Below are 15,640 nucleotides of genomic sequence, written 5' to 3' on the forward strand. Positions count from 1 at the left end.
CATGGGGGTGTGTGATGGGACGAATGACTCTGGGGTTGCTGCTGTTGGTGTGTTCGATGGCGAGGGCGGATACCACGTTTGTGGCGGGACCGGAAGTGGCGGGGATTTGGACAGCCGCGGGAAGCCCGTATGTCGTGCAAAACGATCTCACGATTACGAGCGATGCGGCACTGACGATTGAATCCGGAGTGACCGTTCTGTTTGCGGGCTACTACCGGCTCGCGGTGGCCGCGGGGACGGTGCTGACCGCGACAGGCACGGAACAGAATCCGATTCGTTTCACCGCTGATACGACGGCAAATCCGGAACGATGGGCGGGAATCCGGATCGAGAACAATCTGGATACCTGCCGATTCGTTTACTGCGTATTCGAATTCGCGCGTAGCGACAGCGCGGGCGCGCGCGCCGCACCGATGCACGTGAATATCGGCCGCGCCGGCTTCGAGCACTGCACGTTCCGTGACAATGAAGGCAGCTACGAGGGCGGGGCACTGGCGGTGTGGAATTCGTGGACAGAGATCCGGGCCTGTCTGTTCGAGCGAAACCGCTGCGAGGTGAATGGCGGCGCGCTGCAACTCTTCCGCTGCGCCGAGCCGAGCGTGATGGAAGACTGTCGCTTCACCCGGAACCAGGGCCAGCGCGGAGGCGCGCTGGATATCTTCGACTGCCCGGGGATGTTCGTCCGCCGCTGCGAATTTGATTCCAACTACGCCACGGACTACGGCGGTGGAATTTGGGCCGAAGACGGGGAAGCCTATTTTGAAGACTGCGATGTGTACGAGAACAGCTGTGGTGGTAGTGGTGGAGGAATCGCAGCGACGTTCGGGGGAACGTGCGAATTCAGGCGCTGCACCGTGCGCGCCAATCACGTCGGACCGTTTGAGCAAGGTGGCGGTTTGTGGGTGGCCAGCCATCTGATCCTCACGAACTGCCTGATCACCGACAATCAAGGCGGTCAAGGTGGCGGGCTGTTTGTCTCGTCCGGCGGATATGATCCCACGTTGGAGCGCTGCACGATTGTCGGGAATCAGGCGGCGATCGAGGGCAGCGGAATCTATGTCAGCCCCTTCTCTACCCCGCGGCTGCGAGCCTGCGTCTTCGCCTTCAATTCGGACGGCGCCGCGCTTTACAACCCGCCCGCTCCTCAACGGCTTTCGTATTGCGCCTTCTTCGGAAACACCGAGGGCAACTTTGCGGGCGACAGCGTTGATACCTTGCTGGGATTGCTCGACCGCGTCAATGCCAACGGCGACTCCTGTGACAGTCGCCACAACATCTTTCTTGATCCGCTGTTTGTCGATGCCGAGCAGGGCGACTTCCAGCCGACCGCGACCTCGCCGCTGATTGATGCGGGGAATCCGCCGCCGGTACTGTCGCGCGATCCGGATTCGACGGTGGCCGATATCGGCGCGTTCTATTTCCATCAACCGAACGACGCGCGGGCGGGCGCTCCGGTAGCGCGCGCGTTCTGGCTGGCGCAGAATTACCCGAATCCGTTCAACGCAGGCACCCGGATCGAGTTTCAACTGGAGCAGGTCGCAGCGGTTCGCCTGCAGGTATTTGATGTGTTGGGAAGCGAAGTGGCCGTACTGGTTGACGAAACGCTCGCTGCTGGAACGCACGGACTGCAATTCGACGGCCACGAACTGGCCTCCGGGCTGTACTTCTATCGGCTCGAAACGGACGGCGCGCAAGAAACAAAGAAGATGCTGCTGTTGAAGTAACAAACGACGAAGACCCCCTATCGACTAAACTCAACCGTGGGCAAGATCCCACTTCCTCCACAAACGGACAACCACACAGGGTTGTCTCTACCCGCGTCTGGCGGGAACGTGGCGACGCGCGATGATGCCCGGCGCGCACCACGATGACACGAACCGATGAGTAACGACGGCCTGTGAGCCGTCACTGTCAAGTAGTAACGACGACCCGAGAGTCGTCCCTAAATGAATGTTCACCCCGATCCGACCCCCCTTAGTCCCCCCACAGAGTGGGGGGAGACCCGAGGCGGATCACACAAGGAGGAAGTCTGATGAATTCGACGCAACAAATTCAGCTCTGGGATCTGGTCACGCGCACGAGCTTCTCGTATTGGTGGGGTCGTGGGTTTACGTATGTTGAAGTGCCGTCGCTGGTACGGGCGTCGGGCGCTTGCGAATTCGTGGATTCGCTGATGGAAGCCGCGCTCGACAGCGGCACGACCTGGGCCGCGCAGCCGGTCTTTCTCAAGCAAACCGGACAATTGCACCTCGAAGGCGCGCTGGGCGAGTTTCCGAAAGTGTTCACGGCGGGCCGCAGCTTCCGCGGCGAACGCCACGACCCGTCGGATGGCCGCCACTGTCTGGAATTCAGCCTGCACGAAATCGAGTTTCGCGGCGAACCCGACGAACTCTATCCCGCGCTGCTGTCGGAGATCGAAGGCTTCGTGCAGGGCCTGTGCTGCCAGCTCAGCGCGCACGCGGCTGAACTCGGTCTGAGTGCCGGGCGCGTCCAACTGTTAGACAAGTGGTCGCATTCGACGTTCACGCGGCTCTCCTACGATCACGCGATCCGCACGCTGCAACTGAAGGGCGAGACCATTCAGTGGGGCGAGGATTTCTCGCACCGGCAGGAACTCATGCTGGCCGAGCTGCACGGGCCGCTGTTCCTGATCAAGTTTCCCGATCCGATGTTCGAGCACGCGGAACTCGAAGGCCGCGAGCTGAAAGTCATCAAGTTCTTCAACATGCAGCCCGACGGCAAGGGCCGCATCGACAGCGCCGATCTGATCCTGCCCGGCAGCGGCGAATCGGTGGGCGCGGCGGTCAGGCTGCACGACCTGAAGACCCTGCGCGAACGGCTGGAAGGCTCGCTGATGTTCGAGCATCTCGTCAGCCGCCGCTGGGAATGGTACACGAAGATGGCGCAGGACGCGAGCGAGGAGCAGGTGCGCGCGTCGGTGATCGGCGATTTCGAGCCGTACTTCGAAGAGGTCGGTTCGCACGGCCTGCCCCACGCGGGCTGCGGCTTCGGCATGAACCGCATCGTGCAGGGCTTGGTAGGCAAACCCACGATCGAAGAGATCGACGCGTTTCCGGTCACGTACGCAGGATTCCGGAAGCAAATCCCAAATCCCAAAATCCAAATCCCAACTCCGACCGCGGAATTGGCGACGGAAATGGTGTAACAAACACACTCTTCCTGATGCGGGGCCTCCGGTGTGGGGGCCTCGCGGAGGGGAGAGGGAGGAGAACATGAACAGCACATTGCGGGCTTGCATCCACGCTATGATTTCGATACTGCTTGGTATCGTCGTGATTTCATGCAAGGAATCCAGCGTCAACGACGTATCGGATGTAAACGCCAGACTATCAGTCGTTCGTGACGTGCGCGAAGCAACAAACGGAGACCTGATAGTTGGTGGTTGGACGGTCGGCGCGAGTCCAGCCTATTCTTATGCCGTCGCCAGATTTGACGCAGACGGGAACGCGCGAAGTATGCAAGCGTATGGTAACGGCTTACGATATGAACTTGAAGGCATAGATTTGTGCAGGGATGGTGGCGTTGCCGTTTCTGGAGCGTCGCGTTCCACCTCGGGTTCTGATGACTTCTTCATGGCGAAAATTGCCGCAGATGGAAGTCTACAATGGGAAACCACGCTTGGGAACGATAGTTGGCGCGGAATGGCTGTCGAAGAAACGGACGACGGTGAACTTGTCGCGGCTGGAGGATGGGCGAACGACACCACAGGAGGATTGACCGCCTATGTTGTCAAGACCGCCGCCAACGGAGACACACTGTGGACGGCAAGATTTGGCTTCACTTCGTTAGCAAATGACCTGAAAATTCTTCCGGATCGGCGAATCGCGGTGGCCGGGTTCTTGTATGGTGACGCATATCTATATGTGTTGGACTCGGCAGGTCACTTGACGCAGGGCAACGGTCACGGCGGCGATAACTACGAAGAAGCACGCGCATTGGCACTCACGAACGACGGTGGCTATGTTCTCGCAGGGTATTCCGAGTCGTACGGAGACCGAGTGCAGGCGTATGTAGCGCGAGTCAGCTCGTCGATGGGGACCGTCTGGACGAAGACGTTTGGCGATACTGCGGTCAGTGCTGCAAATGCCATCGCGGTTACGGCGAATGGCGGGTTCATTGTGGCGGGCTATGTGGGCCAGCAACCGAGGAAGGCGTGGATTATTCGGCTTTCGTCTGACGGTGACAGCCTTTGGTCAGTCAAGTATGAGCGAGGTGCGATCCTCAGCGCCAATTCGATACAGCAGACGCAAGACGGCGGTTTCATTGCGGCGGGGAATGGCTTTCTGTTGAAGCTCAGCGCGGACGGTGACACCCTCTGGTCACGGATTCTGTGATCGTGGGGATACCGAATATCGCGCACGCGTTGTGCCGCTACGGAGAGGCCGCGATCATTCTGTTCGCAGCAACGGGTTATTCCTCAGTCATTCTGAAGGTCGCGTCGGGGGGATTTCGCGGCCTGAAGAATCACTGAAAGTTGATTTCATTTTCCGAGTCCGAGACTTTCAGCGATCCTTCACGGCGAAGACTTGTTCAGGATGACAGGTTTGGACGGCGGTGGTTTTGCATGGTTCGTTCATCGAGGTTCGTTGAATTCGCCCGAGCGCATATCTATGCGGCGCGACAAATAATAGAATATGACAGCACCATTACATACCATCCTTTCCGACCTGCGCGAGCGGCTGCAAGCCCACTACGGCGAGCGGCTGGTAGCGCATGCAATAAGGATTCCCCGATGAAGAAGTCCCCACCGCCCGAGCAAGAGGGCACACAGACCTACATCCTGCGCGGCCCGATTCCCGAGCAGGTTCAGCAGGCATTGAAAGCGCGGCTGGAAAAGCGCATCAGCGAGGAGTGGGATCATACCCTTGTCAAGCTGAAACTGCGCTTTCGCAGCTACTATGCCTACGTCGATGTGCAAGACCCGACGGAAGAAGTTCCCACGCACCTGTGCCGCCTCGGTTACCTCGGCAACATGGAGGAGTGGCAGTTTGCCTTCTACAAGTATAGCGACGAGAAGTACGAGATCAGCATGGACATGGAAGGCAATTGGCTGGTTTGCCCGGAAACCGCCCTCGATATTTCCGCCGGAGTGTATTTGCAGGGCGGATGAGGCGCGAGCAGGAATCGGGTCGGGAAATCAGAAACAAACGCCGAGTTCTTGAGCGGGGCATGTCAAGACTCCAGAGACATGCCGCCGCAAGATAGATCGCACACGGCGGTGCGACGCTACAAATGAAAATTATCGCCTACTTACTCATTCTACTACCGCTCGTGATCGGCGGGTGCAAGCCGAGTGCGCCGCCGCCAAAGGCTGTCGCGCCGAAACCCGCGGCTCCCGGTTCCGAGAAGCAGGCGGTGCCCGCCGTGCAGGACTCCATCGCCGAGGTCATCGCCACCTTCATCAACGCGATGAAAGCGGGCAATGAGAAGCAGGCCAAGGCCGTGCTCGCGCTGGAATATTTCGAGCACTATTCGCTGCCGGGTCCGGTCGAGATCAAACAATACACGATCACCGAGCGCACCGTGCTGGATTCCGCCGAAATCGAACAGCTGGGGTTCGTCGAACCGCCGCACGTCGGTGATGCGCGCGTACGGACGGAGCAATACATGACCGGAAATGTGCTCGTGTACGGAACCTATTGGCTGCGGAAGATCAACGGCTACTGGAAGATTTGGGGATGGGGGCTCTCCTAAATCGAAAACTTGAAACTTGAAACCTGAAACTTGAATGCGGAGGCCGAGATGGAACTTGGCGTGTGGTTTTGGGTCAAGATGGCAGGGATCTTCGCGACGGTCGCGGCGGTCGGAATTGGCTGGGCGCTCATCAAGCAAGATCTGGGCAAACGCGGAGAGCGCATCGATGAGTTCTTGCGCTGGGTCGCGCTGGGTAACCGAATCTGGAGCGTGATCCTGATTGCGCTGTTTGCGATCGGGCTGCTGTGGTGGGGAGCGCGGTAAGCCGAGAACCTCAAACGTGAAGCTTGAAACCTGAATGCGGAGGCCGAGATGGCGGTCACGCTGGTGGTGATCGCGCTGGTTCTCGTCTTGATCAGGACGTGGCTGTGGTGGCAATGATAGCCGCATGAAATTCGACCGAACATAGTTGACAGACGAGTGGATGAAGCAGGAGGAGAGCGATGAAGGTATATACCGGTTTCCTGTTCCTTGCAGCGATGATGGTGAATTGGGTTTCGATGAGTTTCGCCCAGGCGCCCGATAGCCTGTGGACGCGGGCGATCGGCGGCCCGGGCTATGACGAAGCAGAGGCGGTGCAACAAACCAGCGACGGCGGTTTCATAGTCGGCGGGTTGACGATGAGCTACGGCGCGGGTAACGAAGATTTCTGGCTGGTCCAGCTGGACGCCGACGGCGACACGCTGTGGACCAACCACTTCGGCGGCAACCACCTCGACCGCTGCTACTCGGTCATTCAGACCAACGATGGCGGCTTCGCGATGGCCGGTTATACCGAAACCTTCGGCGCGGGATCGAGCGATTTCTGGCTCGTCAAGACCAACGCCAACGGCGACAGTTTGTGGAGCCGCACGTACGGCGGGGCGGCCATCGATATTTGTTATATGGTGATCGAGACCGGCGATCTTGGTTTCGCGCTGGTCGGTCGCTCAACTTCGTACAGCGGTGCGGGCGACTCCGATTTCTATCTGGTGAAAACCGACGCGAACGGGAATCCACAGTGGAGCCGGCGCTACGGCGGCGCGGGGTTTGATCTGGGCTGGTGCGTACTGCAAACCCCCGACGGCGGCTACGCGCTGGCCGGACGTACGCAATCGTACGGAGCGGGCAACGAAGATTTTTGGCTCGTAAAAACAAACTCAACCGGCGATAGCCTGTGGAGTCATACTTACGGCGGAACGCAGCTTGACCGCTGTTATGTGGTCGAAGCAACCAACGACGGCGGCTATGCCCTGGGCGGACATACGTTCTCGTTCGGCGCGGGCAGCGCGGATTATTGGCTGGTCAAAACCGATGCTAACGGCGATAGTTTGTGGAGCCGTCGCTACGGCGGCGCTGATCTTGACGCAGGCTATTTCATGCGCGAGACCGGCGACAATGGTTTCGTGCTGACGGGCGCGAGTTACTCGTTTGGACCGCCGAACGCGAACATGTGGATCGTCAAGACCGCGGCCAACGGCGATAGCCTGTGGAGCGTCAGCTACGGCGGCGGCTTGCAGGATGCGGGCTACTGGATCGAGCAAAACAGCGACGGCGGCTATATTTGCGCGGGCGGCACGGCCAGCTTCGGCGGCGGCAGCACGGAGATGTACGTCGTGCGGCTCGATGCCGAAGGCCCGGTCTTTGTGCCGCAACAGGTGGTCGTACAGCCGTTCGGCGGCACCGATTTGCGCCTCGTGTGGGAGCGGGACGGCAACCCCTACTACCGCGTTTACCGCGACAGCGATCCCGAAGGAGCGTTCAGCACGCTTGTCACGACCACGCCTGATACGAGTGTCGTCCTCATTAATGGCGTGACGGCGCTGAAGAATTTCTATATCGTGAAGGGCTCGCGAATCCCCTAACACGCGAACAACCGAAAATGCGAACAAGCGAACATTCAAAAAGAGCGGTGTAGCGCCGCACGGATGGGCGTTCGGTTTCTACTTGTAACCCAAATCGAGGAGGCCTGCCATGCGAACTGCTGTGACGTTGGGCCTGATTTGCTGCTGCGCGGTGTGCTGTGCGCAGCCGGATACGTTGTGGACGAGGGTGCTGGGGGATAGTGTTGGGACTTCACTTGGGAGCATTGACTGCGCACCGAATGGTGACGTCATCATCGCCACGCACAGAGTGGCGCCTGACCCGGAACAGAGCTGGCTTGCCCGAGTTGACCCCTCTGGGAACGTCGTTTGGCTGCGACATTATGCAGGAGTGCGAATTTTGGACGTGCGGGCACTCTCGTCCAACAACTTGGTAGCGCTTGCCAGTGGTAGCATTCGAATTCTCACGGGCGATGGCGATTCCCTGGACACTCACAGCGATGAGTCCCCCTTTCAGTATCTCTTGATTCGGGGTGCCCACAACAACTTCTATACAGGATTTCGCACGTCGTATGTGTACTGGAGAAACGGATCGCCCCACGGGGTGATGGGAATCTTCCCGATCGAAGCTGACAGCATGGGAATGCCTGGGAATCAATGGACCGGTGGTTCGGAGAATTGTGAAGGTGAGACATTGCTCCAAGATGTCCAAGAGGGGCCCGGAGGCTCGTACACCGCGGTTGGTCCACATGAGTGTGACTACTACTACCTACGTGCGAGACATACAGAGCAAGGGCACTGGTGGAATCACGAGTTTTCGTGGAACGGCGGAAACGGATGGCTAGTTGAGAGCGCCATTGAACGTTTGCCCTCCGAAGTTACCGTGATTGCAGCCGATGTCACGTTCGAAGGAACCGATAGCGTCCACCTCTATTTCTTGCAGGATGATGGTACCCTTTTGCGAACGGCGGATGTGCAGAGTCCTTTCAGTTTTCATTTGGCCGACATGAAAGCCGTGCCCGATGGCTGCGTATTGCTTGGAACGGCGCACTACGGCGGCGATGCCGGGACGGATATCGCCATTATTAAACTGGACGCCTCGGGCTATCAAGAGTGGACTACGACATTTGGCGGAGACGGATCTGAGTCAGCTTCGGAGCTTGTTATTCACTCAGACGGGGCGTGTACGATACTTGGCTCAATAGTGCCGGCCGGGGGAAGCACCCAGAGCCCGTACCTGCTTCGCACGGGTAGTGTCTTGACCTCTGTTGGCAAAAACAGGGGCTTGTCGCCACGCTTCTCCCTCTCCCCCGCCTTCCCCAATCCCTTCAACCCGTCCACCGAGATTCGCTTCGAGGTGGGGCGAACGGAGCAGGTGAAGCTCACGGTGTTTGATCTGTTGGGACGCGAAGTGGCTGTGCTGGCCGACGAGACTATGAGCGCGGGGAGCTATGCACGCACGTTCGACGGCCACGGCCTCGCGTCGGGGATGTACCTCTATCGCCTCGAAGCCGGCGAGGAGGTGCAGACGCGGAAGATGGTGCTGCTGAAGTAACCCGTTGGATTGATACCCCGAGCGCACGCAGTGCGCCGCTACGAAGGTGCGAAGGGATCGTGGTCTATGCGGGGCGGGCGGGATGGGCGAGCGAACCCCCGAGCGCACGCAGCGGGCCGCTTCGAAGCTCTATTATGCCTTGTGTGATCGTTACCCCCTCGCAGTGCGGAGATTCTCCGAGCGACAAGCCAACGTGGTTGAACGACCGTAGCGGCGCACTGCGTGCGCTCGGGATACACCGGATCAACCCATGACGGGTAGCATTCCCGATCCGCGATTCAAGTCGGTGCGGTTGAAATACCTGCGGTACTCCGAGCCCGGAGCGTATTTTGTAACGATTGTTACCGCGCGACGCGAGAGCCTGTTTGGCGTGATCGAAGATGGACAGATGGTTGCCAACGAGGCGGGGCAGATCGTGATTGACGAGTGGCTACGAACCATCGCCATGCGCACACGGCTCACCATGGATGCGTTCTGTCTGATGCCCAATCATTTTCATGCCGTGGTCGTGATGGGCGAAGCTGCTCCAAGCGCACGCAGTGCGCCGCTACGAAACGAGCTGTTGCTTCGGCGGTGGAATGAGCGGGCGCCTGATTCCCTCAGCACGATCATGGCAGGCTTCAAAGCCGCCACGACGAAACGAATCAACGAACTGCGCTGCGCTCGGGGACAGTCGGTCTGGCAACATCGCTTCCATGAACACGTCGTGCGCGGGGACCGCGACCTCGCGCAAATTCGTGATTACATTCTGGGCAATCCTGCGCAGTGGTCAGCGGATCATGAGAACCCCGAGCGCCGACCGTAGCGGCGCACTGCGTGCGCCCGGTGCTGTTAGGCTGTAACCCCTCCTGAATGAAACTCCTGAACCTCCTTGAGCAGCGGATCGTGGCGGCGGCAACGCTGCTCGTGTTGCTCGCGGCCTGTGAAGGCTACTACCTGTCCGTCGAACACGCGCTGGCCGGGACGTACGGCTTCTCGCTCGACGACTCGTGGATTCATGCCACCTTCGCGCGCAATCTGCTCGATGGGCACGGCTGGTCGTTCAACATCGGCGAGCAGATCTCCGCTTCGACCGCGCCGCTCTATACCGCGCTGCTGGCGCTCGGGTTCGCAATCACGGGAAACATGGTCTGGGCGGGTAAGATCATCGGCATGCTCGGGCTGGCGGCGAGCGCGGGGTTTGTGTATTTGGGGGTTGAGGCACTGACTACCCCCCCCTACCCCCCCGTGAACGGAGGGGAGACGAAGGCACCCCCCCCCGCCCCCCCAAGCGAGTTGGGGGGGAGCCGGATCGCCGCATGGCTGGCGGCGGGGTTGATCGTGACGAGTCCAGCACTGTTGTGGGCAAGCCTGAGCGGCATGGAATCGACCACACAGCTCGCGCTGGTGTGCGCGGCGCTCTACATGTTCGCGACAGCACGCTACCGCTGGATGATTGCGCTGCTCGCGTTGGCGGTCTGGACGCGACCGGAAAGCGTGATGCTGCTCGGTCTGGGTTGGCTGGCGATTCCCCAGCGCGAGAAGTTGCGAACGCTCGCGATCGGTACCGCGATCTTGCTGCCGTACTTCGGCATGAATTACGCGTTAGGCGGCTATCCCTTTCCGCTGACGGTCAAGACCAAGTCGCTGCTGTACGTGCAGCACTTCTCCGCGCTGTTCCTGAGCGAGACCAAGTCGCTGTTCGTGGACGCGAACTTCCTGCCAATCTACCTGCTGCTGCCGTTCGGGATTATTGCACTCTGGAAAAGAGCGTGGTGGATTGTGCTCGCGCCGGGCCTGTTCTTTGTGATGATGTGGTCGCGAGCATCGACGACCTCGAGCTTCGGCCGCTATCTGTTCCCGCTGCTGCCGTTGGTCTATCTGCTGATCGGCGCCGGGCTGGGCTGGCTTGTGATCCGCAATGTGCGGTGGACAGCGATGCTCGCGCTCCTCGCGCTGGTGCTGGTCGCGGGCCAGGCTGTGGAAGCCCAAAAGAAGGCCTATCTGCACGGCCTGTCGGTGCAGAATATCGACGCGATGCAGGTGCGGCTGGCGAAGGTGATTCCGCGAATTCTCGATCCCGAAGAAAGCGTGGCGACAAATGATGTCGGCGCGCTCGGCTACTTCGGCCGGCGCTATGTGCTGGACTTGGTCGGTCTCGTGACACCGCACAAGCTGATGGATGAAAATATCCGTGAGCAGCAGCCGGCGCTGGTGGCCATCTTCGACTCGTGGTTCCCGCCGCAACTGCGGCCGCCAAGCTTCAACGATCACTATATTCCGATTGTCAAGATCAGCCTCGATCAAAACGTCGTCTGCGGCGATAGTATTATGACGGTCTATGCGCGCGAAGACCGCAAGGAAACGATCGTCGAACGTTGGAAACAGATTACGCCGGATAGCCAATGAACGAACAACTGAAACCCATCCTCGCCGAACTGAAGGCGCGGCTCGTTGACCTGTACGGCGAGCGGCTGTCGCGCGTCATCCTGTACGGCTCGCAAGCCCGCGGTGACGCCGAACCGGATTCGGATATCGATGTGCTGGTGGTGCTGAAAGGGACGGTTGAGTTCGGCACAGAGCTGAGGTGGGTCGGTCCAATCGTCGCCGACATCAGCCTGCGAAACACGGTCGTGCTTTCGCCGATGATCTTATCTGAAACGGACATGGACTCGCGACGCAACCAAGCATTTCTCCAGAACATCCGTCACGACGGAATCAAGCTGTGACTCCGGGTCAATCCGCACTACTGGACAAAGCCGGATACGCGCTTGAAGACGCGCAAATCCTGCTGGCGAGAGATCGAACAGACTCCGCCATTTCGCGGGCCTACTATGCGATGTTCCATGCGGCCAGCGCCTTGCTCCTCCGCAAGCTCGGTAAGTCCGTTCGAAAGCACTCCGCGGTGATCTCGCTGTTCGGTCAGTATTGGGCGCAGGCGGATGGTATCGAACCGGAGTATCACCGTTTCCTCCTGGAGGCATTTGCCGCGCGCAACAAAGCGGACTACCATGTGGGCGACTTCGCTCGCAGCGAGGACGCCGCGCTTCACATCGCTCGCGCCGAAGCGTTTGTCAAACGCGCGCGCGAAATTCTCGTTGAACAATCCTCCTAATCATAGGCCACCATGACTGAATCTCTGCTCGAACAAGAAGGCAAGAAAACGTCCTACGGGGCGTCGTCGATCCAAGTCCTCAAGGGTCTCGAAGCCGTCCGCAAGCGGCCCGCTATGTACATCGGCGATATCGGCCCGCGCGGGCTGCACCACCTCGTCTTCGAAGTCGTCGATAACTCGATTGACGAGGCGATGGCGGGCTATTGCTCCGAGATCAAGATGACGCTCAATACCGACGGCTCGTGCACCGTCGTCGACAACGGCCGCGGCATTCCCGTCGAAATGCACCCCGTCGAAAAACGCTCCGCGCTGGAAATCGTGATGACGGTGCTCCATGCCGGCGGCAAGTTCGACCGCGACTCCTACAAAGTCTCGGGCGGTCTGCACGGCGTCGGCGTGTCCGTGGTGAATGCGCTCTCCGAATGGCTGGAAGTCGAAGTCAAACGCGACGGCAAGAAATTCCGCCAACGCTACGTGCGCGGGGTCCCGCAGGGCAACGTCGAAGAGGTCGGCAACGCGCGCGGCACCGGGACCACCGTCACGTTCATGCCCGATTCGCAAATCTTCAAAACCACCGAATTCGTGTTCGGCACGCTCAACGAGCGCCTGCGCGAACTCGCCTACCTGAATCGCGGGCTGCGGATCTGGGCCGAAGACAAGCGCGACGGCACCACCGTGGATTATAAGTTCGAAGGTGGGATCGCCGAGTTCGTGAAGTACCTCGACGAAACGCGCAACTCGATTCACAAAGGTGTGATTTTCTTCGCGCAGACGCGCGATAACGTCCCGGTCGAAGTCGCACTGCAATATAATGACGGCTACAACGAGAATATCGTTACCTTCGTCAACAACATCAACACCATCGAAGGCGGCTCGCATCTGTCCGGTTTCAAGTCCGCACTGACGCGAACCCTGAACAACTACGCCGACAAGAACAAGCTCTTCAAGGACAAGTTTCAGCTGCAGGGCGAGGACGTGCGCGAGGGACTGACCTGCGTGATCTCGATCCGCGTGCAGGAACCGCAGTTCGAAGGCCAGACCAAGACCAAGCTGGGTAACTCCGAAGTCAAAGGCATCGTCGAGCAGATCGTCAACGACAAGCTCGGCACGCACTTCGAGGAGAATCCCCACGCCGCCAAAGCGATTATCGAGAAGTGCGTGACCGCCGCGCGGGCGCGCGATGCCGCCCGCAAGGCCCGCGATCTGACCCGCCGCAAGAGCGCGCTGGAATCGGGCAACCTGCCCGGCAAGCTCGCCGACTGTACCACCAGCGACGTGTCCCGCAGCGAACTCTATCTCGTCGAGGGCGACTCGGCGGGCGGCTCCGCCAAGCAGGCGCGCAATCGCGAATTCCAGGCGATTCTCCCGCTCAAGGGCAAGATCCTGAACGTGGAAAAGGCGCGGCTGGACAAGATACTGGATAACGACGAATTGCGTACGATGATCACGGCCATCGGCGGCGGTCTGTCCACGATGGAGGATTACGATTCGTCCAAAGTCCGCTATGGCAAGGTGATTCTGATGACCGACGCGGACGTGGACGGCGCGCACATTCGCACGCTGCTGCTCACGTTTCTGTTCCGTTACATGCGGCCGCTGATCGAAGAGGGCCGCATCTATATCGCGATGCCGCCGCTATTTCGAGTCGCGAAAGCGAAGCAGGTGCGCTATGCGATGGACGAAAAAGAACGCGACAAGGCCATTGCGGATTTCGGCGGCACGACGAACATCTACGTGCAGCGCTACAAGGGCCTGGGCGAAATGAACCCCGAGCAGCTCTGGGAAACCACGATGGATCCCGACAAACGGACGGTGATGCAGGTCACGCTCGAAGACGCCGCCGCCGCCGACCGCATCTTCAACATCCTGATGGGCGACGCCGTCGAACCCCGCCGGCAGTTTATCGAACAGAACGCACGGTATGTGACGAATTTGGATGTGTAGAAAACGATGAACGAGGAACGATGAACGCGGAAGATCTGCACGCAATTCTCGCGGAACTCAAGCAACGCCTGACCGACCTCTATGGCGAGCGGCTGGAACGGCTCGTGTTGTATGGCTCGCAGGCGCGCGGCGACGCCCAGCCCGATTCGGATATTGATGTGCTGGTGGTGCTGAGGGGCGAGGTGAACGGCTGGAAGGAGATCCTTAATGCCGAAGATGCAACGTCGGCCGTTTCGCTCAAATTCGGAGTGTTCGTCGCGCCGTTATTCATAGCTGAGAGTGAATTTCGCCGAGGTGACCGGCCGTTGTTGAACAACGTGCGTACAGAAGGAATCCGCTTGTGACAGAGCGATACGAGAAGTGGATTCGGAAAGCGCGCCGAAGTCTTGCAAGCGCAAGAGCAGACTTACTTGATGGAAATGCGGACTTTGCCGCTTCCAGAGCCTACTATGCAATGTTCTATGTTGCAACGGCACTCTTGGAGTCGCGTGGGTGCTCTTTCAGGAAACATTCAGCAGTTATTTCAGCTTTCGGAAAAGAGTTTGGAGCAACGGGACTGCTGCCTCCCGAATTTCATAAATTTCTGTCCAGTGCGGAAAACGCGCGCCTCATCGGCGACTATTTGGCGGATGAGGAACCCGGAACTGAAGACGTGGAGTTACACCTCATACGCGCGGAAAAGTTCATTGAGGCGGCAGTGACATTCTTGAGCGAACGGGGCAAGCCCTGATGTCACCGTCGAACTGCGCCGCCATTCAGCGAGAAGAGCGCAAGGTACGTGACGATTGTGGATGTGCAAGCGCTATGGATGCCGACCAGAAGTTGAAGACCTTCGTCAACGAAGTTGATAGGGTACTGCTCTTAGAGCACGTCGCCAACCAGGCGTACCAAAAGCAGCAGCTAAAGTTCAGCGCCAAGAATGGGGAATCCGGATTTACCGTTAACATAGAAGCTCACCTACCTCCGGTCGACGCAATCCGGTCGTTCATGATGGGATTTCGGAAATTCTACATGAACGACGAGCCCACCAATTTCTACGGGATCTGCAATCTGGTTCAGCATGGTGCGTTTTCGGACGAATTGAAGGAAGCCACTCGGTTGATTCGATCTCATTACAAGTCGGGATTGAGTGGACGCCACTTCCCCATACAATTAGGCCCCGGTCACGTGTCGATAGAGTATCTCATAGATCTCTATTTCAACGGGGAGATGTTTCATAGCGATGCGGCCAAGGCGAAAGTCCTTGAATCCATCAAGGGATCTCCAAGCGAGCCACTATTCTGGTATTTTTTTGTGGTTGGCTGCAGCTATCTTTTCGCGATGATTTCAAACCTTGCGGTAGGATTGCGTAATGCGGACAAGCCAGAGTACCTGCGGGAGCTGGCTGAGTGCCTTCGTATTCCACCCGCCAACCCGACCCCATGAACCCCAAACTCGGCAGAATTCTCTACTGGGTCGCGATGGCGGCGATGGTGGGCTTCGTCGCCTATCGCTTCGCCACCGGCTGTACTTGAGTGCAGTGAAGCCGGT

The 15,640-nt window shown here is 59.0% G+C and carries 16 protein-coding genes; all 16 read left to right on the forward strand.

Translation table 11 applies throughout. The features are described 5' to 3' along the window. Positions 1-23: 23 nt before the first annotated feature. The 16 genes from HZB60_09320 to HZB60_09395 all read left to right on the forward strand — a co-directional run bounded on the left by HZB60_09320 (position 24) and on the right by HZB60_09395 (position 15,535). Positions 24-1,724: a right-handed parallel beta-helix repeat-containing protein gene (locus HZB60_09320; protein ID MBI5059960.1), complete on the forward strand. Its 1,701-nt coding sequence runs from the start codon at positions 24-26 to the stop codon at positions 1,722-1,724. A 308-nt stretch (positions 1,725-2,032) separates the two neighbouring features. Next, a complete protein-coding gene (locus tag HZB60_09325; protein MBI5059961.1) occupies positions 2,033-3,166 on the forward strand; it encodes a hypothetical protein in 1,134 nt (377 codons plus the stop codon). Positions 3,167-3,233: 67 nt separating this feature from the next. Then, positions 3,234-4,355, forward strand: coding sequence for a hypothetical protein (locus tag HZB60_09330; protein MBI5059962.1), 1,122 nt, complete (start codon positions 3,234-3,236; stop codon positions 4,353-4,355). A 398-nt stretch (positions 4,356-4,753) separates the two neighbouring features. Next, positions 4,754-5,131 carry a hypothetical protein gene (locus HZB60_09335; GenBank protein ID MBI5059963.1) on the forward strand — a complete coding sequence of 126 codons (378 nt, stop codon included), beginning with the start codon at positions 4,754-4,756 and terminating at the stop codon, positions 5,129-5,131. 122 nt (positions 5,132-5,253) lie between these two features. Next, positions 5,254-5,715 carry a hypothetical protein gene (locus tag HZB60_09340; GenBank protein MBI5059964.1) on the forward strand — a complete coding sequence of 154 codons (462 nt, stop codon included), beginning with the start codon at positions 5,254-5,256 and terminating at the stop codon, positions 5,713-5,715. 48 nt (positions 5,716-5,763) lie between these two features. Further along, positions 5,764-5,979 (forward strand): hypothetical protein, encoded by a 216-nt coding sequence (locus HZB60_09345; protein ID MBI5059965.1) that lies wholly within the window; start codon positions 5,764-5,766, stop codon positions 5,977-5,979. 179 nt (positions 5,980-6,158) lie between these two features. Further along, positions 6,159-7,559 (forward strand): hypothetical protein, encoded by a 1,401-nt coding sequence (locus tag HZB60_09350; GenBank protein ID MBI5059966.1) that lies wholly within the window; start codon positions 6,159-6,161, stop codon positions 7,557-7,559. Between the two features lie 823 nt (positions 7,560-8,382). After that, complete coding sequence (locus HZB60_09355; GenBank protein MBI5059967.1) at positions 8,383-9,072, forward strand: T9SS type A sorting domain-containing protein; 690 nt, start codon at positions 8,383-8,385, stop codon at positions 9,070-9,072. 250 nt (positions 9,073-9,322) lie between these two features. Continuing rightward, the gene (locus HZB60_09360) at positions 9,323-9,877 is read left to right on the forward strand and encodes a transposase (protein MBI5059968.1); all 555 of its coding nucleotides are present in this window, start codon (positions 9,323-9,325) and stop codon (positions 9,875-9,877) included. Between the two features lie 47 nt (positions 9,878-9,924). Next, positions 9,925-11,460, forward strand: coding sequence for a hypothetical protein (locus HZB60_09365; GenBank protein ID MBI5059969.1), 1,536 nt, complete (start codon positions 9,925-9,927; stop codon positions 11,458-11,460). After that, complete coding sequence (locus HZB60_09370) at positions 11,457-11,780, forward strand: nucleotidyltransferase domain-containing protein (protein MBI5059970.1); 324 nt, start codon at positions 11,457-11,459, stop codon at positions 11,778-11,780. Before HZB60_09365 ends, HZB60_09370 begins: the two co-directional genes overlap by 4 nt. Continuing rightward, on the forward strand, positions 11,777-12,166 hold the full coding sequence (locus tag HZB60_09375) for a HEPN domain-containing protein (protein ID MBI5059971.1): 390 nt from the start codon (positions 11,777-11,779) through the stop codon (positions 12,164-12,166). The genes HZB60_09370 and HZB60_09375 overlap by 4 nt, the downstream gene beginning before the upstream one ends. Before the next feature lie 12 nt (positions 12,167-12,178). Next, a complete protein-coding gene (gene gyrB, locus HZB60_09380) occupies positions 12,179-14,110 on the forward strand; it encodes a DNA topoisomerase (ATP-hydrolyzing) subunit B (GenBank protein ID MBI5059972.1) in 1,932 nt (643 codons plus the stop codon). A 20-nt stretch (positions 14,111-14,130) separates the two neighbouring features. Then, positions 14,131-14,454, forward strand: coding sequence for a nucleotidyltransferase domain-containing protein (locus HZB60_09385; GenBank protein ID MBI5059973.1), 324 nt, complete (start codon positions 14,131-14,133; stop codon positions 14,452-14,454). Then, complete coding sequence (locus tag HZB60_09390) at positions 14,451-14,840, forward strand: HEPN domain-containing protein (GenBank protein MBI5059974.1); 390 nt, start codon at positions 14,451-14,453, stop codon at positions 14,838-14,840. The genes HZB60_09385 and HZB60_09390 overlap by 4 nt, the downstream gene beginning before the upstream one ends. A gap of 74 nt (positions 14,841-14,914) precedes the next feature. After that, complete coding sequence (locus HZB60_09395) at positions 14,915-15,535, forward strand: hypothetical protein (GenBank protein MBI5059975.1); 621 nt, start codon at positions 14,915-14,917, stop codon at positions 15,533-15,535. Positions 15,536-15,640 lie beyond the last annotated feature (105 nt).

The sequence above is a fragment of the candidate division KSB1 bacterium genome, from assembly GCA_016214895.1.
GTDB lineage: Bacteria > Electryoneota > RPQS01 > RPQS01 > RPQS01 > JACRMR01.